The sequence below is a fragment of the Streptomyces sp. NPDC053474 genome (assembly GCF_044544845.1).
Classification (GTDB): domain Bacteria; phylum Actinomycetota; class Actinomycetes; order Streptomycetales; family Streptomycetaceae; genus Streptomyces.
On the sequence record NZ_JBITXV010000004.1, the window covers coordinates 605113 to 626383 of the forward strand.

Below are 21271 nucleotides of genomic sequence, written 5' to 3' on the forward strand. Positions count from 1 at the left end.
GCGGCGGGGGAGTCCGCGTCGTTGTACGGGGAGTCCGCGTCGCCCCGCGGGGAGTCCGTGTCGTCTTACGGCGAGTCCGCGTCGCCTTACATAGACACCAGCAAGCCGCATCCGGCGCGGATGTACGACTGGTGGCTGGGCGGCAAGGACAACTACCCGGTCGACGAGGAGATGGGCCGTCAGCTCGTCGCCATGGACCCGCGGATCCCGGGCATCGCGCGGGCCAACCGGGCGTTCATGCAGCGCGCCACGCGGTGGCTCGCGGCGTCCGGGGTCCGCCAGTTCCTCGACGTCGGCTCCGGCATCCCGACCGAGCCCAACCTGCACCAGATCGCCCAGGGCGTCGCACCCGACGCCCGCGTGGTGTACTGCGACAACGACCCGATCGTACTCGCCCACGCGGAGGCGCTGCTGCGCTCGACGCCCCAGGGCGCCACCGCGTACATCCAAGCGGACGTACGGGAACCCGCCGCGATCCTCGAACAGGCGCGCAAGACCCTCGACTTCAGCAGGCCCGTCGCCCTCTCCCTGATCGCCCTGCTGCACTTCGTCCCCGACGAGAGCGACCCGTACGACCTGGTGGACCGGCTGATGTCCGCGCTGCCGCCCGGCAGCTGGCTGATGTTGTCGCACGGCACCGGCGAGTTCACCCCCGACCGGGCCCGCGCGGCGGGCGACCTCTACGCGTCCCGCGCCCTCAACCTCGCCCTGCGCGACCGCGCGGACGTCCTGCGCTTCTTCACCGGCCTCGACCTCGCGGCCCCGGGCGTGACGACGGTCGACACCTGGCATCCGGAACTGGGCGAGCGCGTTCCCGTGGCGGGGGAGGGGCCGGTGCCGATCTTCGGCGGGGTGGCGCGCAAGGGGCCCCTTCGGGCAGGCCCGGGCGTGGTCACGCCGTGAGGGGTCGGGTGTGGGCGCCCAGCGGGGAGGGCAGGTGCGTGGTGCCCATCAGCCAGCGGTCCACGGCCGCCGCCACGGCCCGGCCCTCCGCGATCGCCCACACCACCAAGGACTGGCCGCGGCCCGCGTCCCCGGCGACGAACACCCCCGGGACGTCCGTCGCGTAGGCGTCGTCACGCGCCACGACCCCGCTCGGCGTCACGGACACGCCCAGCTCCGCGATCGGGCCCCCGGCCACCTCCGGCCCCCGGAACCCCAGCGCGAGCAGCACCAGATCGGCGCGCAGCAGCCGCTCCGCGCCGGGCACCGGCCGCCGCTCCCCGTCCACCCCGGACAGGCGCACGGCCCGCACCCGCCCCGCCGCGTCCCCGGAGAACCGCAGCGTGGCCGCCGCAAAGAGCCGCGCGTCCGCGTCGGGACGCTGCCCGAACCCCAGCTCCCCGGCCTCCTCGTGCGCGGGGGACACGCGGTACACGTGCGGGTACGTCGGCCAGGGCTCGGCCGCCGGGTCCCGCTCGGCGCCCGGCAGCGGGCGGATGTCGACCTGCGTCACCGACGCCGCGCCCTCCCGCACCGCCGTGCCCAGGCAGTCCGCGCCGGTGTCGCCGCCGCCCACGATCACCACGTGCTTCCCGGCCGCCGACAGGGGCGAGGCGTCGAGGTCCCCCTCGCACACGCGGTTGGCGAGCGGCAGGTACTCCATCGCCTGCCGGACCCCGGCCAGCTCCCGCCCCGGCACCGCGAGTTCCCGCCACGCCGTGGCCCCCACCGCGAGGACCAGCGCGTCGTGCCGGGCGCGCAGCGCCGCCGCGCCCACGTCCCGCCCGACGTGCGTCGACGTACGGAACGTGGTGCCCTCGGCGGTCAGTTGCGCGAGCCGCCGTTCAAGATGCCGCTTCTCCATCTTGAACGCGGGGATCCCGTACCGCAGCAGCCCGCCCGCGCGGTCCTCGCGCTCGTACACCACGACCGTGTGCCCCGCACGCGTCAGCTGCTGCGCCGCCGCGAGGCCCGCCGGGCCCGAGCCGATGACGCCGACGCTTTTGCCGGTGAGCCGCTCCGGCGGCCGCGGCGGCGCGAGGCCGTCCGCCCAGACGCGGTCGGCGATGGCGGCCTCGACGTTCTTGATCGTCACCGCGGGCTGGTTGATCGCGAGGACGCAGCCCGCCTCGCACGGGGCGGGACACAGCCGCCCGGTGAACTCGGGGAAGTTGTTCGTCGCGTGCAGCCGCTCCGCCGCCGCGCGCCAGTCGGCGCGCGAGACGAGCTCGTTCCACTCCGGGACGAGGTTCCCCAGCGGGCACGCCTCGTGGCAGAACGGCACCCCGCAGTCCATGCACCGGTCCGCCTGCCGCTCCACCAGCGGAAGCAGCGCGTCCGGCTCGTACACCTCGTCCCAGTCCTTGACCCGGTCGCCGACCGCCCGCCGCGGCCACTCCTCGCGCGCCACCCTGAGGAACCCTTTGGGGTCGGCCATGGCCGTCTCCCTACGTCTCCCCGCCCGCGATACGCGTCCTTCGAGCCACGGTACGTCGCGGGGGCGGGGCGGGCATGCCGGGCGGCCCGGGCCGGTCGGGGCAGGTGGTCCGGCCGGTCAGGTCAGGTGCCGGGCCGGTCGGGCGGTCCGGGCCGGTCGGGCGGTCCGGGCCGGTCAGGCGGTCCGGGCCGGTCAGGCGGTCCGGGCCGGTCAGGTCAGGCCGAGGACGAAGGCCGCCGAGGCCGCGGTGGCCGCCGCGGCGCGCACGTGGTTCCACATCGTCCACTCCGTCACATACGTGCGCCAGTACGCGGCCCCGCGCTCCGAGCCCGCGTCGACCTCCGCCAGTGCGTCGTTGCGCGGCACGTTCGCCGCCACGGTGACGCCGAAGCAGCCCACGAGATACAGCGCGCAGCCGAGCAGCAGCTCCACCCTGCCCTCTTCCGGCCACAGCACGAACGTGACCACGGCGAGCACCGCGCACAGGCCCGTCGCCCCCATGAACACGGCCATGAACGCCGGAGTGACCGCCGTGACATTGATCGCGTTCATCGCGGCGATGCCCTGGGCCGGGGGCAGCGCGGCGAGACCCTTCATCACGAACGTGGAGAAGCCGATGAACACCCCCGCGACCAGGCCGCAGGAGATCGCCCCGAGGACGGTGAGCACGAAGTACGGTCCCTCGATCATGGCAACTCCCTGAGTGGGTCCGGCCTCTGGACGATCGGCTCGCGGGGTGCTTGCCCACGGGGGACCGGGCCTGGGGACGGTCGGCGCGCCGCGCAAGATCCTGCACGGTGTGGTGTGTCTACGACAAGTCAAATGCCACGACGCGCCCCCGGCCATACGCCGTTCCCGCACCTCCATGCGCCACCGTCTCGCCACCGGCGCGCGCCGCCCCTTTCACTGAGGGGTGCCGGGGTGCCGGGGTGCCGGGGTGCCGGGGCGTCGGGGTGCCGGGGGCGCCGGGGGCGCCGGGGCGTCGGGGTGCCGGGGGTGCCCCTCAGCCCGTCCCGTGCCCCCACGCGCGCAGCGCCTCCTCGACGCCGCGCGCGATGCGGCGCCTGGCCTCGCCCCGGGGGATGCCCCGCATCAGCAGGGCGTCGTACTCCGTCTCCGTGTGGCGCACCGCCGCGATCACGGCCGCCGTCACCGCGCGCGGGGTGAGCGCCCGCCCGGCCGCGCTGCGGCCCACCCGGCCGCTGCCGCGCACCGAGGCGTGCGCGGCGATCCGCCGGGCCCGCTCCGGCGGACACCGGGGAAAGAGCCGCAGGATCTCCTCGGCGAACGCCGCCGCGAACCGCTCGTCCCCCGCCGCCCGTCGCACGGCGTCCCGCGCGCGCCGCCGCGCCCTGGCCTCCGCGTCGGCCAGGCACCGCTGCTCGGCCAGCGCGAGCGCCGCCTCCTCGACCAGGACGCCCTGGCGCTCGTACCGGCTCTTGCGCCGGTTGAAGCGGACCACCACCGCCGACAGCGCGCTGCCTTCCCGCGACCGCCTGGTGAGCGCGGTGTCGCCGCGCGGGAGATACACGAGGTGCCCGAGGTCGGCGCAGTCCAGGCACCGCGGCCTGCCCTCCTCCAGGACGAGCAGCGCCAACGGCCCGGCCCCGCACTCCCCGCAGCGCTTGTGCTTGAGGGGCTGGAAGACGACAAGGCGGCCATCGACGGCGGGAGTCGGAGAGCGGGGGAGCGCCATACGGGTATCTTCCCGCCCGACGGCGTGCCGTACGCGGACCGCGCCCCCGTGCCCACCCGCACCGCCGCGCGCCCCCGGCGTGCGGGCATCATGGCCCCGTGCGACTCGAAGCGATCACCTGGGAACGGCTCACCGACACCCTCGCCGACCGGCTCCTCAAGCTGGCGCCCGCGGACGGCGGCGACTGGCCCCGCGTCGCCTTCGACGGCGCCCCCGCGGCCCGGCCCGGTGACCTCGCCCAGCGGGTCGCCGACGCGCTGCGCGTGCGCGGGCGGCCCGCGCTCGTCGTCGCCGCCCAGGGGTTCCTGCGGCCCGCCTCGCTGCGGTTCGAGTACGGCCACGAGGACGTCGAGGCCTACTACAGCGGCTGGTTCGACACGGGTGCTCTCTGGCGCGAGGTCTTCGGTCCGCTGGACCCCGGCGGCACCGGCCGGATCCTGCCCGACCTGTGGGACCCGGCCACCGACCGTGCCACGCGCAGCCCCTATGTCCAGCTCCCGCCGGGAGGGCTGCTGTTGCTGCACGGCCCCCTGCTGCTCGGTCATTGGTTCCCCTTCGATTTGACGGTGCACATGCGGCTCTCCCCGGGCGCCCTGCACCGGCGCACGGCCCCCGAGGAGCAGTGGACGCTCCCGGCCTTCGAGCGCTACGAGGCCGAGCGCGACCCGACGGCCGCCGCCGACGTGACCGTACGGGCCGACGACCCCCGACACCCGGCGTGGAACGGCTGACCTGCCGCGGCACCGCTCGCCGTGACACCGCCCGCGCCGTGACACCGCCCCCGCCGCGGCGCTGATCCGCCGTGGGGCCGCCCCGTCCCGGCGCCGCCGTGGGGCGCTGACCGGCTGCGGGTGCAGCCGTCCAGCGCGGCGGTGACAATGAGGTCGTCGGGGCTGAACGAGGCCGTCGGTACCAGCGGTGCCCCCGCGCCGCGCCGCGCCGGTCGTCCGGCACCGGGAGGTACGTCATGACCACCGCCGCAGACATCATGCACCGCGGGGCCCAGTGGATCCCCGCCCACGAGACCCTGGACCGCGCCGCGCAGCTGATGCGCCAGCTGGACGTGGGCGCCCTGCCCATCAGCGACGAGAACGAGCGGCTGTGCGGCATCCTCACCGACCGCGACATCGTCGTCCGCTGCGTGGCGATGGGGCACGACCCGGCCAAGGTCACCGCGGGCGAACTCGCCCAGGGCACCCCGCGCTGGATCGCCTCGGACGCCGACGTCGACGCCGTACTCGAGGAGATGCAGGGCCACCAGATCCGCAGGCTCCCCGTGATCGACAACAAGCGCCTCGTCGGCATGATCAGCGAGGCCGACCTCGCCAAGCACCTGACGGAGGAGCAGCTCGCGGCCTGGTGCGAGAGCGTCTACGCCAAGGGCTGACGTCGCCCTTGCCGCGGGCGGCGCCTCACAGCCAGCCGTTGCGCCGGAAGCCCCGGTACAGCACGACGCACCCCGTGGCGATCACCCCCATCACGAGCGCGTAGCCGAACCGCCAGTGCAGCTCGGGCATGTGGTCGAAGTTCATGCCGTAGATGCCGCAGATCATCGTGGGGACGGCCACGATGGCGGCCCATGCCGTGATCTTCCGGGTGGCGTCGTTCTGCGCGACCGTCACTTGGGCGAGGTGGGCCTGGAGGATCGAGTTGAGGAGTTCGTCGAAGGCGGCTATCTGCTCGGCGACCCGCTTGAGGTGGTCGTCCACATCGCGGAAGTACGCCTGTATCTCGGGGGCGATGACACGGATCGGCTGGGTGGCGAGGACCTGGAGGGGGCGGCCGAGGGGCACCACCGCGCGCTTCAGCTCAAGCAGCTCCCGCTTGAGCTGGTAGATGCGGCCGGGGTCGGCCGTGCGTGCCCCGGTGGCGGAGAAGACCTCCGACTCGACCGCGTCGATGTCCTCCTGCACCGCCTCCGTCACGTCGAGGTAGTCGTCGACGACCTGGTCCGCGATCGCGTGCAGCACCGCGGCCGGTCCCTGCGCGAGCTGCTCGGGCGTCGCCTCGAGCTGCTCGCGCAGCGGGCCGAGGGAGCCGTGCCTGCCGTGCCGCACGGTGATCACGAACTCGCGGCCGACGAAGACCATGATCTCGCCGGTGTCCACCACCTCACTGGTCGCGGTCAGTTCGGCGTGCTCGACGTAGCAGACGGTCTTGAACACGGCGAACAGCGTCTGGTCATAGCGCTCGACCTTCGGCCGCTGATGGGCGTGGACCGCGTCCTCGACCGCCAGCGGATGCAGGCCGAACAACTCGGCGATGTCGGCGAACTCCGGCTCCGTGGGCTCGTGCAGACCGAGCCAGACGAACCCGTCGTCGTCCTTGCGGACCTGGGCCACGGCCTCGACGAGGTCACCGTCGCGCGCCGCGGTCTGCCGCACCCCCTTTCTGTACGTCACGCACTTCACGACCGAGGAGCCCAGGGGGGAGCGGGCGGGGTGGCTCAGATCGACGCGCGGGCCGCGCCGGGTCAGGCGGGCGACCTTCTGCAGGCCGCGCACGCTCCTCAGGTTCCCGACCTTGCGGAGGCCGCTCACCTTCCGCAAGTTGCTCCCCATCGACATGTGCGGCTCCTCGCGCTGGACTTGATGGACAAGTCTGCCAGTCCGACCCACACCGCGTTGGGGCCTGTGGGATCGGAGGGTTCCGCTCCGGGCCGTCGCCGTTACGCCTGCCCACCGCCGTGCCGCGGAACCCTCGGCGCGGGCCGCGCCGAGGGCGGGAGCAGGGGCCGCGCCTCTGGCGGCGGCGAGGACCGTGGCTCTGGTGGAGGTGCGGGCCGCGCCCCCACCCGCGACACCGCCCGCGCCCCGGCCCCGCAGCCCTCGGCCACCGCGTCGCACAGCTTCGCGCCCGCGAGCCGCGAGGCGATGAACGCGCCGGTGAACGCGTCGCCCGCGCCCGTGGAGTCCCGGGCCTCCACCCGTTCCGCGGGCACGCGCACCCGCACCTCGCCGTCCCGCGCGGCCAGCGCGCCCGCGCGGCCCGACTTGACGACCACCGTGGGGAAGTGGCGGCTCAGGGCCCGCGCCGCGTCCGCCGCCCGCGGCTGGCCCGTGAGCAGCTCCGCCTCGTCCCGGCTCGGCAGCAGCACGTCCACGCCGCCGCACCACGCCAGGAAGCGGTCCGGGCCGTGCCGCGCGAGGAAGCCCGCCGACGCCGGGTCCACGCTCACCGTGACCCCGCGTGCCCGCGCCGCCCCGAGCGCCGCCCGCGCGGCCGCCCGGCTGGCGTCGGCGAAGAACAAGTAGCCGGACAGATGCAGCCAGCCCACGCCGTCGAGCAGTTCCGGCGCCCAGTCGGCGGGGGCCAGGCGCAGCGCCGCACCGCTGTCCGTGAGGAAGGTCCGCTCCGCCGCGCCGCCACCCGTGTCCACCAGGCTGATGACGGTGCCGGTGGGGGCGTCGGGGTCGACGACGAGATGGGGGAGCACGCCCACCCGGGTCAGGTTCTCCTCGTGCCAGGCCGCCGCGTCGGCGCCCACGCGCCCCAGGAAGCGCACGTCCCAGTGCCCCCAACAGGCGGCCCAGCACGCGACGTTGGCGCCCGCGCCGCCCGGTACCGTGCGGATCGCGGCCTCCGTGTCGGTGCCGGGCACCAAGGGAGTGCGATGCCGGGCGACGATGTCCGTGACGACGTCCCCGACGACCAGCAGGCCCTGGCGGCGGCTTCCGCCCGTCATCCCTCGGCCCACGCGGCCGCGATCCGCGCCGCCAGACGTACGTTGCCCCGTACCGCCGCCAAGTTCGCCTCCAGGGAGGCCCCTTCGGTGTGCCGCACCAGGTGGTCGAGGAGGAACGGCGTCACGGCCTGACCCGTCACGCCCCGTGCGTCGCACTCCCGTAGCGCCTGATCGAGTACGCGCGCGTGGAGCGCGGGATCGAGCTGCTCCTCCTGGGGCACGGGGTTCGCCACGACGAGCGCCGCCTCGGGACCGCCCAGCGCGTCCTGCGCTCGCATCACCCCCGCCACCTCGTCCGGCGTACGCAGCGTCCAGTCCACGGGGTGCCCGGAGTCGGCGAGGTAGAAGCCGGGGAAGCGCTCCGTCCGGTACCCGGCGACCGCGACGCCCAGCGTCTCCAGGCGCTGCAGGGTGGCCGCCACGTCCAGGATCGACTTCACCCCCGCGCACACCACGGTGATCCGGGTGCGCGCGAGCAGCCCGAGGTCGGCGGACTCGTCCTGGGTCGTCGTCCACTCCCGGTGCACCCCGCCGAGCCCGCCCGTGGCGAACACCCGCAGGCCCGCGCGGGCGGCGAGCAGCGCGGTCGCCGACACCGTCGTGGCCCCGCAGGCGCCCGTGGCGACGGCCAGGGGCAGATCGCGGTGGCCCAGCTTCCGGATGCCGTCCTGCCCCGCGACCCGTTCCAGCCGCTCCTTGTCGAGACCGACGTGGGGGCGGCCGTCCAGGACGGCGATCGTCGCGGGGACGGCACCCTCCTCGCGCACGGCCGCTTCCAGTTCGAGCGCCACCCGCAGATTGCGTGGGCGCGGCAGGCCGTGCGCGATGATCGTGGACTCCAGGGCCACGACCGGCCGCCGTCGTGCGAGAGCCGTCTGTACCTCGTCGGACACCACCAACACGGGCCTGCCTCCTGCCAGTCGGGTCGCCTTCGCTCCTGGGGCCGTCCCCTGGTTCATCCCTGGCGGGTCCCCTGGTTCATCCCTGGCGGGCGGTGCGCCGCGGCAAACCCATTAGGGTGACCGGCCATGACCACGAATGATCAGAGTGTTGCCTCATTTGCCGTGCACATTGCGGATGTCGACCTGGAGGAGGAGCCGCTGGATCCGGAGCAGATCGTCTCCGGTACCCCGGTGGTCACCGGCAAGGTCCTGTGGGAGTCCGCCGACGGCAAGCAGCTGCGCGGCATCTGGCAGATCACGCCGGGCGTGGTGACCGACACCGAGGCCAACGAGCTGTTCGTGGTCGTCAGTGGGCGCGCCACCATCGAGGTGGAGGGCGGCGACGTCATCGAGGTCGGCCCCGGCGACGCGGCCTTCCTGCGCGAGGGCGACCGCACGACGTGGACCGTCCACGAGACGCTGCGCAAGGCGTACCACATCACGCTGGGCGACTAGGGCCTGATCAGCACGCCGGGCGACCGGGCGGCCGAGCCCGCCCGGCGGCGGGGCGCCCGCCACGCGGCGGCCAGGGCGCCGCGCGCGGTCGGCGGCCCGCCCTCCCGGCCTCACGCCGTGGGCTCCGCCGTCCGCACTCCCCGGCCGAACAGGGCGAGGGCCGCCAGCGGCAGGAGCAGGAGCGCCGCCGCGAGGTTGAGCCAGCCGTAGCTCGCCCGCGCGACCACGAGTCCCGCGACCGCGCCGCCGACGCCCGCCGCCGCGTTCATCGTCAGGTCCGACAGGCCCTGCGCGGCGGCGCGCGCGGCGGGCGGCACGGAGTCGGTGAGCAGCGCGGAGCCGGACACCAGGCCCGCCGACCAGCCGAGGCCGAGCAGGAACAGGCCCGCCGCGGTCTGCGCGTGGTTGCCGCCCGCGGTGCCCGCGAGCAGCGCGGAGACGGCGAGCAGCCCCACGCACAGGCCGATGACGCTGAGCCGCCCGAGCCGGTCCGCGAGCCGCCCCATCACCGGTGAGAACGCGTACATGCCCGCGATGTGCCCGCTGATCACCAGGCCGATCAGATCGATGCTCGCCCCGTGGTGACCGAGGTCGACGGGGGTCATCGACATGATCGAGACCATCGCGGTGTGCGCGATCACGAGCGTCGCCAGGGCGAGCCTGGCCCGCCCGGACGCGGCGACGGCGGCGGCGCCGGCCCGCAGCCCCCCGCTGGCCTTCGTGGTGTCCGTGTCGGGGGCCAGGGCGCGCGCGGTCAGGAGCGGGTCCGGGCGCAGCAGCACGGCCACGACGACCGCCGAGATCAGGAACACCCCGGCCGCCCACACGAACGCCCCCGAGGCCTTGGGGATGCCGAGCGCGGACACGCTGTGCCCCGCGGGCGCGGCGAGGTTCGGGCCGATCACCGCGCCGATCGTCGTGGCCCACACGACGTTCGAGATGGCCCGGGCCCTGGCGCTCGGCTCGGCCAGGTCGGCGGCCGCGAACCGCGCCTGGAGGTTCGCCGCGGAGGCCGCGCCGAACGCGGCCATGCCCACGAGGAGCAGCGGAAAGCTCTCGACGGCCGCGGCCACCACGACGACCGCGGCACCCAACGCGCCGATCAGGTACGCCAGGACGAGACCGGCACGGCGCCCCCGTGCCGTCATCAGCGAAGCCAGCGGCACTGAGAGGAGGGCCGTCCCCGCGACGGTCGCGGTGGGCGCGAGGCCGGACAGCGACTCGGTGCCGCTGACCTCCTTGGCGAGCACGGCGGCGAGCGCGACGCCGGTGGCGATGCCGAGCCCGCCGAGGATCTGGCTGGTGACCAGGACCGCGGCGACGCGGCGGCGCAGGGCGGGCAGGTCCGCCACGGCGACGGACCCCACGGTCGCCCGCTCGGTCGCGGTCATCGCTCGCCCGCCGGGGCCGTGGCCGACGGGGTGCCTGTACGCGGTTTCTGTGCCGGGTGCGGCACACCTCTCCGGAGGGGCGGGGGACACGGGGATATGGAGGATCTGGTCACGCGCGCAGTGTGTCAGCAGGCACGGATCCACCGACACGGCTCGTCCCGTCGGCGCGGTCGCCCGCCCGGCCTCAGAACAGTGGCTCGGGCAGGACCCCCTCCAGGGCCAGCAGCCGCCGCTTGGTCTCCAGGCCGCCGCCGAAGCCTCCGATGCCGCCGTCGCTCTCGACCACGCGGTGGCAGGGCACCACGACCGGCAGCGGGTTGGAGCCCATCGCCATGCCCACGGCCTGGGCCGCTCCGGGCTGGCCGACCCGGCGGGCGAGGTCTCCATAGCCCACGACCGCCCCGTACGGGACGCCCGCCGCCAGCTCGCGCAGCACCTGCCGGTTGAAGCCGGAGATCAGCGACCAGTCCAGCGGCAGCTCGAAGTCGCGCCGCCGCCCGGCGAAATAGGCCTCCAGCTGGCGTATGGGCTCCGCGAGCAGCGGGGAGGAGGGCGCCTCGACCGGCTCGGCGCTAAGCCGGGAGCCGAGCCGGTCGAGGGCCTTGTCCCGCACGTCGTCGGTGGCGTGGAAGACGACGTTGACCAGGCCGGTCTCCGTCGCGGCGAGCAGCAGCGGGCCGATGTCGCTGGCGACGACGGCCCAGACCGGGCCCGGCCGCCCGTCCTGCCGCTGCTCCTGCTGGGTGTGCCCCGTGGCGTTCATGGACACCACCGTACGACCGGGCACTGACAACGCCGCCCGGCCGGTGCCGCTCCGGGCGGCACCGGCCGGGCGAGCCGGTCAGTCGCGGAGCGCCGCGCGCACCACGTCGGGCTTGTTGGTGATGATGCCGTTCACCCCGAAGTCCGCGACCCGCCGCGCGGCCGCGGCCTCGTCGACGGTCCAGGTGAAGATCTCCAGCGGCTTGCCGTGCGGACCCTTGAGGTCCTGGATCTCGCCCACGTAGTCGTCGGAGATGGACGTGTGCGTGGAGTTGATCTGGTCGGCGAACCGCGCGTACGTCGGCAGGTCCGCGACGGCGGGCGTCCCCAGGAAGCCGGTCTTGATGTCCGGGCGCTGCGCGTGCACCTGCCGGACGCTGTCCGCGCTGAAGCTCTGGACGACCAGCTCGTGCTTCACGTGGTGGCGGTCGAGCCAGCCCGTCTCGCGCAGCACCCGCAGGGTCTCGCGCTCGATGCCGGGATACAGCTCCGGCTTCTTGATCTCCAGGACGAGCCGCTGGCCGTTCTCCGTGAGGCGGTTCATGTACTGCGTGAGGGTCGGCACGCGCGCGCCCTTGTACTTGGCGCTGAACCAGCTGCCCGCGTCGAGCTTGGCGATCTCCTTGGCGGTGAAGTCCTTGACCTTCCAGGGGGCGCGGTCGGGGAAGACCTCCTCGACGTTCGTCGTCCGCTTCAGGTTGTCGTCGTGCACGATGACGAGCACGCCGTCCTTGGTGCGCTGCACGTCGTTCTCGACCCAGCGGAAGCCGAGCTCGTCGGCCTTGTCGATGGCGGCGAGCGTGTTCTCGGGGGCGTAGGCGGAGGCCCCGCGGTGGGCGACGACCAGCGGCCCGTGGTGCGCGGCGGCGGCCTGGACGCGGGTCTCCTGGGCGGATGTCTCGGCGGCGGCGGTGGAGGGGAGTACCAGGGCGCCCGCCCCCAGGAGGGCGGCGGTCGTGGCGGCGGCTGCGCGTGCGGGCACGGCTTCTCCTCGCGTAGAGCTCGGGGGACCCCGAGAGCGTGACAGTGCACGGCCAACTACGGACAGGTGCAGGATGGCCACAGGCTGAACACCAGCCCCCCATGTGGGGACCCCGCGCGCGGAAGCCGTGTTTCTTTGCCGGAAAATCGTTCGTACGTTCCTGGAAGGGCCCTACCCTCGCCTCAGCCGACGCTCCGTCACCCGGCGGTCGACCGGGGGCGGACGGGGTGTTCCGGGACATTGGCGTACGACAGGCGGAAGGGCTAGCGCTCATGGAGGGCACGGTCGACGGCTTCAGCTACGGGCTGGTCACACCCGTGGTCGCGTACCTCATGGCCTGTCTCGGCGGGGCGCTCGGCCTGCGCTGCACCACGAGGTCGCTGCTCGTCGCCCACTCCTGGCGGCCGGGCTGGCTCGCCCTCGGCTCCGCCGCGATCGGCTCCGGCATCTGGACCATGCACTTCATCGCCATGATGGGATTCACCGTCAAGGAGACCCCCATCACCTACGACCGGCTGACGACCTTCGCCAGCCTCGCCGTCGCCGTCGTCATGGTCGGCGTCGGGATCTTCATCGTCGGCTACCGGGGCGCCAAGGGGACGGCCCTGTTCACCGGGGGCACCATCACGGGCCTGGGCATCGCGTCGATGCACTACCTGGGAATGGCCGGGATGCGCCTTGGCGGCAGGCTCCAGTACAACACCTTCACCGTCGCCGCCTCCGTGGTGATCGCCGTGGTCGCGGCCACCGCCGCCCTGTGGGCCGCCGGACAGGTCAGGGGCTTCCTGTGGAGCCTCGGCGCCAGCCTGGTCATGGGCCTCGCCGTCAGCGGCATGCACTACACCGGCATGGCCGCCGTCAGCGTCCACCTGCACAGCACCCCGAGCCCCTCGCCTGGAGGCTCGTCGGCCGAGCTGCTCGCGCCCCTCATGATCGGCCCGCTGGCCTTCCTGCTGCTCGCGGGCGTGGTCATGATGGTCGACCCGCTGATGATGCTTGGCAAGGCCGACCTGAAGGCCGCCGCACGGCCGCGCACCCCCGCCTACCCCGTGCCGCGCTCGGGCGACCGCCAGTACGGGCACGTCGGCCGCAGATCACCGGCGCGGCCGGGCCGCCGGAGCCGCCGCAGGCCCGGGGCGCGCGCCCCGCAGAAGTGGTGAGCGCACCGCGAGGAAGCGGCATTGTCAGTGCGGAGTCGTACGGTGGATCCCATGCGGCCCGTATCGAAGATCGAACGCACGGTGGCGCCTTTCGAGGTCGTCAGCCCGTTCCAGCCCAGTGGCGACCAGCCGACCGCCATCGCCGAGCTGGAGAAGCGCATCCGCGCAGGTGAGAAGGATGTCGTCCTGCTCGGCGCGACCGGCACCGGCAAGTCGGCCACCACCGCGTGGATGATCGAGAAGCTCCAGCGCCCGACGCTCGTCATGGCGCCGAACAAAACCCTGGCCGCCCAGCTGGCGAACGAGTTCCGAGAGCTCCTGCCGAACAACGCGGTGGAGTACTTCGTCTCCTACTACGACTACTACCAGCCCGAGGCGTACGTCCCGCAGTCGGACACGTACATCGAGAAGGACTCCTCGATCAACGAGGAGGTGGAGCGCCTGCGCCACTCCGCGACGAACTCGCTGCTCACCCGCCGCGACGTCGTCGTGGTCGCCTCCGTCTCCTGCATCTACGGCCTCGGCACCCCGCAGGAGTACGTGGACCGCATGGTGCCGCTCAAGGTCGGTGAGGAGATCGACCGCGACCAGCTCCTGCGCCGCTTCGTCGACATCCAGTACACGCGCAACGACCTCGCCTTCACCCGGGGCACGTTCCGCGTCCGCGGCGACACCATCGAGATCTTCCCGGTCTACGAGGAACTGGCCGTGCGCATCGAGATGTTCGGCGACGAGATCGAGGCGCTGTCCACGCTCCACCCGCTCACCGGCGAGGTCATCAGCGACGACGACCACCTCTACGTCTTCCCCGCCTCGCACTACGTGGCGGGCCCGGAGCGCATGGCGAAGGCGGTCGACGGCATCGAGAAGGAGCTCGCCGAGCGCCTCGCGGAGCTGGAGAAGCAGGGCAAGATGCTGGAGGCCCAGCGGCTGCGCATGCGCACGACGTACGACCTGGAGATGCTCCGCCAGATCGGCTCCTGCTCCGGCGTCGAGAACTACTCGATGCACTTCGACGGCCGCGACCCCGGCACCCCGCCGCACACCCTGCTCGACTACTTCCCGGACGACTTCCTGCTCGTCCTCGACGAGTCGCACGTCACCGTCCCCCAGATCGGCGCCATGTACGAGGGCGACGCCTCCCGCAAGCGCACCCTCGTCGACCACGGCTTCCGGCTCCCCTCCGCGCTGGACAACCGCCCCCTGAAGTGGGAGGAGTTCCAGGAGCGCATCGGGCAGACCGTCTATCTGTCGGCGACCCCGGGCGCGTACGAGCTGTCCCGCTCGGACGGACACGTGGAGCAGATCATCCGCCCCACCGGACTCGTCGACCCGGAGGTCGTCGTCAAGTCCACCGAGGGGCAGATCGACGACCTGGTGCACGAGATCCGCAAGCGCACCGAGAAGGACGAGCGCGTCCTCGTCACCACCCTCACCAAGAAGATGGCCGAGGACCTCACGGACTACTTCCTCGAACTGGGCATCCAGGTCCGCTATCTGCACAGCGACGTCGACACCCTGCGCCGCGTCGAGCTCCTGCGCGAGCTGCGGGCCGGCGAGTACGACGTCCTGGTCGGCATCAACCTCCTGCGCGAGGGCCTCGACCTGCCCGAGGTCTCCCTGGTGGCGATCCTCGACGCCGATAAGGAAGGCTTCCTGCGCTCCGGCACCTCGCTGATCCAGACCATCGGCCGCGCCGCGCGCAACGTCTCCGGTCAGGTCCATATGTACGCCGACAAGATCACCCCGGCGATGGAGAAGGCCATCGACGAGACCAACCGCCGCCGGGAGAAGCAGATCGCGTACAACAAGGAGCGGGGCATCGACCCGCAGCCCCTCCGCAAGAAGATCAACGACATCGTGTCGTCGATCGCGCGCGAGGAGGTCGACACCGAGCAGCTCCTCGGCACGAACTACCGCAAGGCGAAGGACGGCAAGAGCGCCAAGGCCCCCGTGCCCTCGCTCGGCAAGGCGGCCGCCGGGGCGCCCGCCAAGGCGGGGAAGAAGTCCGCCAAGGACAAGCAGGTGCCCACGGACAAGCCCGCCACCGAGCTGGCCGCGCAGATCGAGGAGATGACCGAGCGGATGCGCGCCGCCGCCGCGGACCTCCAGTTCGAGATCGCCGCGCGGCTGCGCGACGAGGTGTCCGAGATGAAGAAGGAACTGCGGCAGATGAAGGAGGCGGGCCTGGCATAGCGGAGAAAGGCCCGGACGTCGCGGTGTGTTGCAACACCGACACAATGTGCGGACCGAGCTGCGGCGCGCCGGAGTCCGCTGCATAGGGTGATGGGGCGGCCGCCGGAAGGCGGCGGCCGCCCTGGGGAGTTCGAGAAGGGGACAGCGCGTGACGGTCAACATGACCAAGGGCCAGGCCATCAGCCTGCAGAAGAACGACGGGGGCGCCCTGACCGCGGTGCGCATGGGCCTCGGCTGGAAGGCGGCGCCGCGGCGCGGCCTGTTCGGCACCCGCACGCGCGAGATCGACCTGGACGCGTCCGCCGTCCTGTTCGCCGACAAGCAGCCCGTGGACGTGGTGTTCTTCCGTCACCTCGTCAGCGACGACGGCTCCGTGCGGCACACCGGGGACAATCTGGTCGGCGGCGTCGGCCAGGGCGGCGACGACGAGGCCATCCTCGTCGACCTCCAGCGCGTCCCGGTCCACATCGACCAGATCATCTTCACGGTGAACTCCTTCACGGGCCAGACGTTCCAGGAGGTGCAGAACGCCTTCTGCCGCCTGGTCGACGAGACCAACGGCCAGGAGCTCGCCCGCTACACCCTGGACGGCGGCGGCCAGTACACCGCCCAGATCATGGCCAAGGTCCACCGCGCGGGCACCGGCTGGCAGATGACGGCCCTCGGCAGCCCGGCCAACGGCCGCACCTTCCAGGACCTGATGCCGGCGATCCTGCCGCACCTGTAGGGCCCGACCCGGCCGTCCCAGGGCGGCGGTCCGTACGTACGAAGGCCCGGTGAGGGGGCCGACAAGGGGGAACGAACGCGATGACGGCCGAGCTGGTCAGGGGGCAGAACCACCCGCTTCCCGGCACCCGCCTAGAGGTCCGGGTGTCGGCCGCCCAGCCGGTCGTCGCCGGCGCCACACTCAGCGACGACCGGCGCAAGGTCCGCGGCACCTCCTGGGTCGCCCACCCCGGAGCGCCCACCCTGCCGGGCCTCGAAGTGTCCCGGCAGGCCGCCGCCGACCACCGCCTCGCCGTGGACCTCGACGCGCTGCCGAACGACGCCCACCAGGTCAACGTCCTGCTGGCGCTGCCCGTCGGCGTCGCCGGCCCGGCCAGCTTCGGTGCCGTCGCCGCGCCGTTCGTCGCCGTCACCGGCCTCGACGGCACCGAGATCGCCAGCTACACCCTCACGGACCTCACCGCCGAATCGGCCGTCGTCGCCCTGGAGCTGTACCGCAGGCAGGGCGCCTGGAAGGTGCGCGCCGTCGGCCAGGGCTACGCGGGCGGCCTCGCCGAGATGCTCACCGACCAGGGCCTGCCCCAGGCCCAGGACCTCGCGGCGACCATCAACGAAGCGGTGGCCCAGGGCCTCGCCCGCTCCGTCGCCGCGCCCCCGCCCCGCCCGGCGGACGAGGCCCGGGTGCGGGCCACCGCCCAGGGGCACACGGCGCCCGGCGAGGGCGCGCCCGCCCCGCAGGGGGAACCGGCCGCCCCCCACCCCGTCCCGCCGCAGCCGGGCCCGCCCGCGCCGGGTGACGGCGCCCCGGCCCAGCCCGGCGACGGCGGCCCCGTCAACTACACCCACCCCCGCCGCCAGACCAGCGCGCCCCCGCCGCCCCCGCCCACCGTGCCGACGGCCGCGCCCGGGCAGCCCGCACAGCCCGTCGCGGGCGACGCCACCGGCTGGTCCCTGGAAGAGCGCCTGTACAACCAGGTGTGGGGCATGTTCGAGGACCTGGCCCGCACCACGGCGGCCTACCGCAGCGCTGTCGACTTCGCCGACTCGCGCAGGGAGCAGGAGCTCGACAAGGTCCTGTCCGACCCGCGCAGCCGCATCGGCGGCGCGGGCGACGCCGCGCGCGAGACCGCCCGCGCCAAGCACGGCGACCTCGTCGACCAGGCCAGGGCCGCGCTCGACCGCGACCTGGCCCAGCTCGCCGCCGAGGCGGACGTCGTGGAGCCCGCACTGCCCCCGGCGTTCGCCGACTGGTCGAGCCCCGTCTGGCACGCCTACCGCGCTCCCATGGAGATCCCCATGGCCGTGCGCCTCGGCGGACTCCATCTGCCCGAGCGCCCTGACCTGCGCATCCCCATGCTGGTGCGGCTGCCCCTGGAGCGCGGCCTGTGGATCGACAGCGGCCGCTCGGGCAGCGACTCCCTCGCGGACGCCGACACCCTGCGCCGCCTCGCCCTGGACAGCGCCGTCGCGCACGCCGCGCGCCTGCTGGCCGTCTATCCGCCCGGCGAGTTCACCGTGCACGTCATCGATCCGGCGGGCACCGGCGCGAGCGCGCTCGCGCCGCTCGTGACCTCCGGGGTCCTGGACGAGCCGCCCGCCGCCGGCGCCGCGGGCACCGGCGCCGTCCTCACCCGGCTCACTCAGCGGGTGGACCTGTTGCAGATGGCCGTCCGCGGCGGCGTCACCTCGTCCCTGCCGCCGGACCTCGACACCGGCGAGCACCTCCTGGTGGTCAATGACTTCCCGCACGGCTTCGACGACCGCGCCGTGACCCAGCTGCGCTATCTCGCCGACGAGGGCCCGGCCGTCGGCGTCCATCTGATGATGGTCGCCGACCGCGAGGACGCCCGGGAGTACGGACCGTTGCTCGACCCGCTGTGGCGCGCGCTCCTGCGCCTGACCCCGGTGCCGGACGACCACCTCGCCGACCCCTGGGTGGGGCACGCGTGGACGTACGAGCCGCCGCTGGCGCCCACCGGCAGCGAGGTCCTCCACCACGTCCTGGCGGGCGTGGGCACGGCCCGGCGCACGGGCAGCCGCTGAGCCCTCCCACCGCGGCGCGGCGGCCTCCCGCCGTCGCGCCGAGGGCTCTCACGACCCGACCGGTGACGCATGAGCGCACTCCTGACGAGTGATCCGCATGTCGACTAAGTGACCACGAGCGGCTCTGACCTGGCTATTTGGCGGCCGCTTGTCGTGGCCTTTACCAAACCTTGGTCTTTCGCGTAGGCTTCTCTGTGCGGAGGGGAGTACTCCATACGCGACGTGCCCGTCAATACGGACCGCCATCGGTCCCGGGGCGTCGGCCCGCCAGGCGCCGAGGGCGCCCGGGTGGAAGAGACCTCCGGCAGCGACGACGCTGATCAGTAGCCGTACGACGCCGGAGGCGCAGTGGACGTTTCAATGACCCTGTGGGTGACGACCGTTCTCGGTCTGTGTGCCCTGATCGCGGTCGACTTCTTCATCGGCCGCAAGCCGCACGACGTGTCGATCAAGGAAGCCGGAATCTGGACGATCGTCTGGATCGTGCTCGCCGCGCTCTTCGGGCTCGGCCTGCTGATCGCGGGCGAGAGCCAGGCCTCGGGCGAGTTCTTCGCGGGCTTCATCACCGAGAAGTCGCTGAGCGTCGACAACCTCTTCGTCTTCATCCTGATCATGGCGAAGTTCTCGGTGCCCTCCCACCTCCAGCAGCGCGTGCTGCTGTTCGGCGTGCTGATCGCACTGGTCCTGCGAGCGATCTTCATCGCCGCCGGTGCCGCGGTCATCGCCAACTTCTCCTGGGTCTTCTACATCTTCGGCGCCTTCCTGATCTACACCGCCTGGAAGCTCATCCAGGAGGCGCGCGCCGACGAGGAGGAAGAGGACTGGGAGGAGAACCGCCTCCTGAAGTCCATCGAGAAGAAGTTCGGCGTCTCGGACCGGTACGAGGGCACGAAGCTGTTCGTCCGGAAGAACGGCAAGAAGATCATGACGCCCCTGATGGTCGTCATGCTCGCCATCGGCACCACCGACGTGCTGTTCGCGATGGACTCGATCCCCGCGATCTTCGGCCTCACCCAGGACCCGTACATCGTCTTCACCGCCAACGCGTTCGCCCTGATGGGTCTGCGACAGCTGTACTTCCTCATCGGTGGCCTCCTGAAGAAGCTGGTCCACCTGAGCTACGGCCTGTCGGTGATCCTCGGCTTCATTGGCGTGAAGCTCGTCCTGCACGCCCTGCACGAGAACGGGGTGCACGTCCCCGAGATCTCCATCCCGGTCTCGCTCGGTGTCATCTGCGGTGTCCTGGTCATCACGACGATCACCAGCCTCATGGCCTCCAAGAAGGAGCAGCAGCGCGAGGCGGCCGCCGCGGAGACCGGCAAGGACGATGCCCAGAAGGACAGCATCGAGGCGTAACCGCCCTCTCCGTAGAGAGGCAGTACGAAGGCGCCCCTCTCCGTAGGGAGCGGGTGCCGCCGGAACGAACCACCGGAAGCGGTGCACAGTCCTCGACTGTGCACCGCTTCCGCATAGAGAGGAACGTATGGAGTCGCGGCCCTCCCGCGCGCGGGGCAGCATCGAAGGCATGATCCCTAGACTCCGGGCCATCGCCTCGCGGTGGACGGCAGCGGTGCCCGTTCTCGGAGTCGTCCTGCTCGCCTGCACGTGGGGGCGGGAACTCCCCGGAGGCATCGTCGCCCTGGTGACGGTGGTCCTCGCGGGGGCCGTGCTCGCCGCGGTGCACCACGCCGAGGTCATCGCGCACCGCGTGGGCGAACCGTTCGGTTCCCTGGTCCTCGCCGTCGCCGTGACGATCATCGAGGTGGCCCTGATCGTCACCCTGATGGCCGACGGCGGCGACAAGAGCTCCACCCTGGCCCGCGACACCGTCTTCGCCGCCGTGATGATCACCTGTAACGGCATCGTGGGTCTCTGTCTGCTCACCGCGGCCCTGCGGCACCGCGTCGCCGTCTTCAACCCCGAGGGCACCGGGGCGGCCCTCGCGACGGTCGCCACGCTGGCCACGCTCAGCCTGGTCCTGCCGACGTTCACGACGTCCAAGCCGGGCCCGGAGTTCTCCACCTCGCAGCTCACGTTCGCGGCCCTGGCCTCACTCGTCCTGTACGGCCTGTTCGTGGCGACCCAGACCGTGCGCCACCGCGACTACTTCCTGCCGGTCACCAAGGACGGCAACGTCCTCGACACCGACGACCACGCCGAGGGCCCCTCCGCCCGCACCGCCCTGATCAGCCTCGGGCTGCTCGCGCTCGCCCTCGTCGGCGTCGTCGGCCTCGCCAAGGGCGTGTCGCCGACCATCGAGTCGGGCGTGGAGTCCGCGGGCCTGCCGCACGCCGTCGTCGGCGTGATCATCGCTTTGCTCGTGCTGCTCCCGGAGACCATCGCGGCCGTGCGCGCCGCCCGCCGCAACCGCGTGCAGACCAGCCTGAACCTGGCCCTCGGCTCGGCGATGGCCAGCATCGGCCTGACCATCCCGGCCGTCGCCATCGCCTCCGTGTGGCTGACCGGGCCGCTGGTGCTCGGGCTCAGCTCGACCCACATGGTGCTGCTCCTGCTCACGGTCGGCGTCAGCACGCTCACCGTCGTGCCGGGCCGGGCCACGCTCCTCCAGGGCGGCGTCCACCTGGTGCTCTTCGCGGCCTATCTGGAGCTGGCCATGAACCCGTGAGAGGCCGGGCGGTGCCCGTCACCCGGCGACCGGCACCGCCCGGCCCGCGGGTCGCGTCTCGGGCCGCAGCGCGAAGCAGCCGAGGCTCAGCACCGCCACGGCCGTCCGATACGCCGCCACGCCCCAGGGCGTGCCCGAGCAGACACAGCGGACGCCGCCCGTAGCGGTCGCCCAGGTGCGCCGACACGGGCGTCAGCGCCCCCCCCGTGGCGACGGCACGCGCGCGG

General features: G+C 73.1%; 19 protein-coding genes and 1 pseudogene. 10 read left to right on the top strand and 10 right to left on the bottom strand.

The window, feature by feature from the left end; all coding sequences use genetic code 11:
- Window positions 1–57 precede the first annotated feature (57 nt).
- Complete coding sequence (locus ACIG3E_RS12645; protein WP_399614857.1) at window positions 58–903, top strand: SAM-dependent methyltransferase; 846 nt, start codon at window positions 58–60, stop codon at window positions 901–903.
- Here ACIG3E_RS12645 and ACIG3E_RS12650 read toward each other — a convergent pair.
- The 3 genes from ACIG3E_RS12650 to ACIG3E_RS12660 all read right to left on the bottom strand — a co-directional run bounded on the left by ACIG3E_RS12650 (window position 893) and on the right by ACIG3E_RS12660 (window position 4076).
- On the bottom strand, window positions 893–2380 hold the full coding sequence (locus tag ACIG3E_RS12650) for a glutamate synthase subunit beta (protein WP_399614708.1): 1488 nt from the start codon (window positions 2378–2380) through the stop codon (window positions 893–895). The genes ACIG3E_RS12645 and ACIG3E_RS12650 overlap by 11 nt on opposite strands.
- A 210-nt stretch (window positions 2381–2590) precedes the next feature.
- Entirely contained in the window at window positions 2591–3070 is a 480-nt protein-coding gene (locus ACIG3E_RS12655) for a DUF1772 domain-containing protein (RefSeq protein WP_399614710.1), read from the bottom strand.
- A 313-nt stretch (window positions 3071–3383) separates the two neighbouring features.
- Entirely contained in the window at window positions 3384–4076 is a 693-nt protein-coding gene (locus ACIG3E_RS12660) for a DUF2293 domain-containing protein (protein ID WP_399614712.1), read from the bottom strand.
- Window positions 4077–4174: 98 nt separating this feature from the next.
- On the opposite strand from ACIG3E_RS12660, the gene ACIG3E_RS12665 reads away from it, so the two are divergent.
- Together ACIG3E_RS12665 and ACIG3E_RS12670 are read left to right on the top strand one after the other, a co-directional pair.
- On the top strand, window positions 4175–4807 hold the full coding sequence (locus tag ACIG3E_RS12665) for a uridine kinase (protein ID WP_399614714.1): 633 nt from the start codon (window positions 4175–4177) through the stop codon (window positions 4805–4807).
- 236 nt (window positions 4808–5043) lie between these two features.
- Window positions 5044–5463, top strand: coding sequence for a CBS domain-containing protein (locus ACIG3E_RS12670; RefSeq protein WP_399614716.1), 420 nt, complete (start codon window positions 5044–5046; stop codon window positions 5461–5463).
- A gap of 25 nt (window positions 5464–5488) precedes the next feature.
- Here the strand turns inward: ACIG3E_RS12670 and corA are convergent, their stop codons facing one another.
- The 3 genes from corA to ACIG3E_RS12685 form a co-directional block, all read right to left on the bottom strand.
- Window positions 5489–6643 (bottom strand): magnesium/cobalt transporter CorA, encoded by a 1155-nt coding sequence (gene corA, locus ACIG3E_RS12675; protein ID WP_399614718.1) that lies wholly within the window; start codon window positions 6641–6643, stop codon window positions 5489–5491.
- 101 nt (window positions 6644–6744) lie between these two features.
- Window positions 6745–7761, bottom strand: a complete 1017-nt coding sequence (locus ACIG3E_RS12680; RefSeq protein ID WP_399614720.1) for a carbohydrate kinase family protein — start codon at window positions 7759–7761, stop codon at window positions 6745–6747.
- Window positions 7758–8663, bottom strand: a complete 906-nt coding sequence (locus tag ACIG3E_RS12685; RefSeq protein ID WP_399614722.1) for a pseudouridine-5'-phosphate glycosidase — start codon at window positions 8661–8663, stop codon at window positions 7758–7760. Before ACIG3E_RS12685 ends, ACIG3E_RS12680 begins: the two co-directional genes overlap by 4 nt.
- Window positions 8664–8789: 126 nt before the next feature.
- On the opposite strand from ACIG3E_RS12685, the gene ACIG3E_RS12690 reads away from it, so the two are divergent.
- Window positions 8790–9158: a cupin domain-containing protein gene (locus ACIG3E_RS12690; protein ID WP_399614725.1), complete on the top strand. Its 369-nt coding sequence runs from the start codon at window positions 8790–8792 to the stop codon at window positions 9156–9158.
- A 110-nt stretch (window positions 9159–9268) separates the two neighbouring features.
- On the opposite strand, the gene ACIG3E_RS12695 is transcribed toward ACIG3E_RS12690, so the two are convergent.
- The 3 genes from ACIG3E_RS12695 to ACIG3E_RS12705 form a co-directional block, all read right to left on the bottom strand.
- Window positions 9269–10549 (bottom strand): MFS transporter, encoded by a 1281-nt coding sequence (locus tag ACIG3E_RS12695; protein WP_399614727.1) that lies wholly within the window; start codon window positions 10547–10549, stop codon window positions 9269–9271.
- Window positions 10550–10733: 184 nt separating this feature from the next.
- Window positions 10734–11312, bottom strand: coding sequence for a methylated-DNA--[protein]-cysteine S-methyltransferase (locus ACIG3E_RS12700; RefSeq protein ID WP_399614729.1), 579 nt, complete (start codon window positions 11310–11312; stop codon window positions 10734–10736).
- 78 nt (window positions 11313–11390) lie between these two features.
- On the bottom strand, window positions 11391–12293 hold the full coding sequence (locus tag ACIG3E_RS12705) for a glycerophosphodiester phosphodiesterase (protein ID WP_399614732.1): 903 nt from the start codon (window positions 12291–12293) through the stop codon (window positions 11391–11393).
- A 272-nt stretch (window positions 12294–12565) separates the two neighbouring features.
- Here ACIG3E_RS12705 and ACIG3E_RS12710 point away from each other — a divergent pair, with 272 nt between their 5' ends.
- The 6 genes from ACIG3E_RS12710 to ACIG3E_RS12735 all read left to right on the top strand — a co-directional run bounded on the left by ACIG3E_RS12710 (window position 12566) and on the right by ACIG3E_RS12735 (window position 21044).
- Entirely contained in the window at window positions 12566–13453 is an 888-nt protein-coding gene (locus ACIG3E_RS12710; protein ID WP_399614734.1) for an MHYT domain-containing protein, read from the top strand.
- 51 nt (window positions 13454–13504) lie between these two features.
- Window positions 13505–15649, top strand: a complete 2145-nt coding sequence (uvrB, locus tag ACIG3E_RS12715; protein ID WP_399614736.1) for an excinuclease ABC subunit UvrB — start codon at window positions 13505–13507, stop codon at window positions 15647–15649.
- A 148-nt stretch (window positions 15650–15797) separates the two neighbouring features.
- Window positions 15798–16376, top strand: a complete 579-nt coding sequence (locus ACIG3E_RS12720) for a TerD family protein (protein ID WP_172387537.1) — start codon at window positions 15798–15800, stop codon at window positions 16374–16376.
- An 80-nt stretch (window positions 16377–16456) separates the two neighbouring features.
- Complete coding sequence (locus ACIG3E_RS12725; RefSeq protein WP_399614739.1) at window positions 16457–18418, top strand: TerD family protein; 1962 nt, start codon at window positions 16457–16459, stop codon at window positions 18416–18418.
- Between the two features lie 348 nt (window positions 18419–18766).
- Window positions 18767–19774, top strand: coding sequence for a TerC family protein (locus ACIG3E_RS12730; protein WP_399614742.1), 1008 nt, complete (start codon window positions 18767–18769; stop codon window positions 19772–19774).
- A 169-nt stretch (window positions 19775–19943) separates the two neighbouring features.
- Window positions 19944–21044 (top strand): calcium:proton antiporter, encoded by a 1101-nt coding sequence (locus ACIG3E_RS12735; protein ID WP_399614744.1) that lies wholly within the window; start codon window positions 19944–19946, stop codon window positions 21042–21044.
- 18 nt (window positions 21045–21062) lie between these two features.
- Here ACIG3E_RS12735 and ACIG3E_RS12740 read toward each other — a convergent pair.
- Window positions 21063–21249 (bottom strand): annotated as a pseudogene (locus ACIG3E_RS12740) (MFS transporter); the annotation flags it as partial.
- Window positions 21250–21271 lie beyond the last annotated feature (22 nt).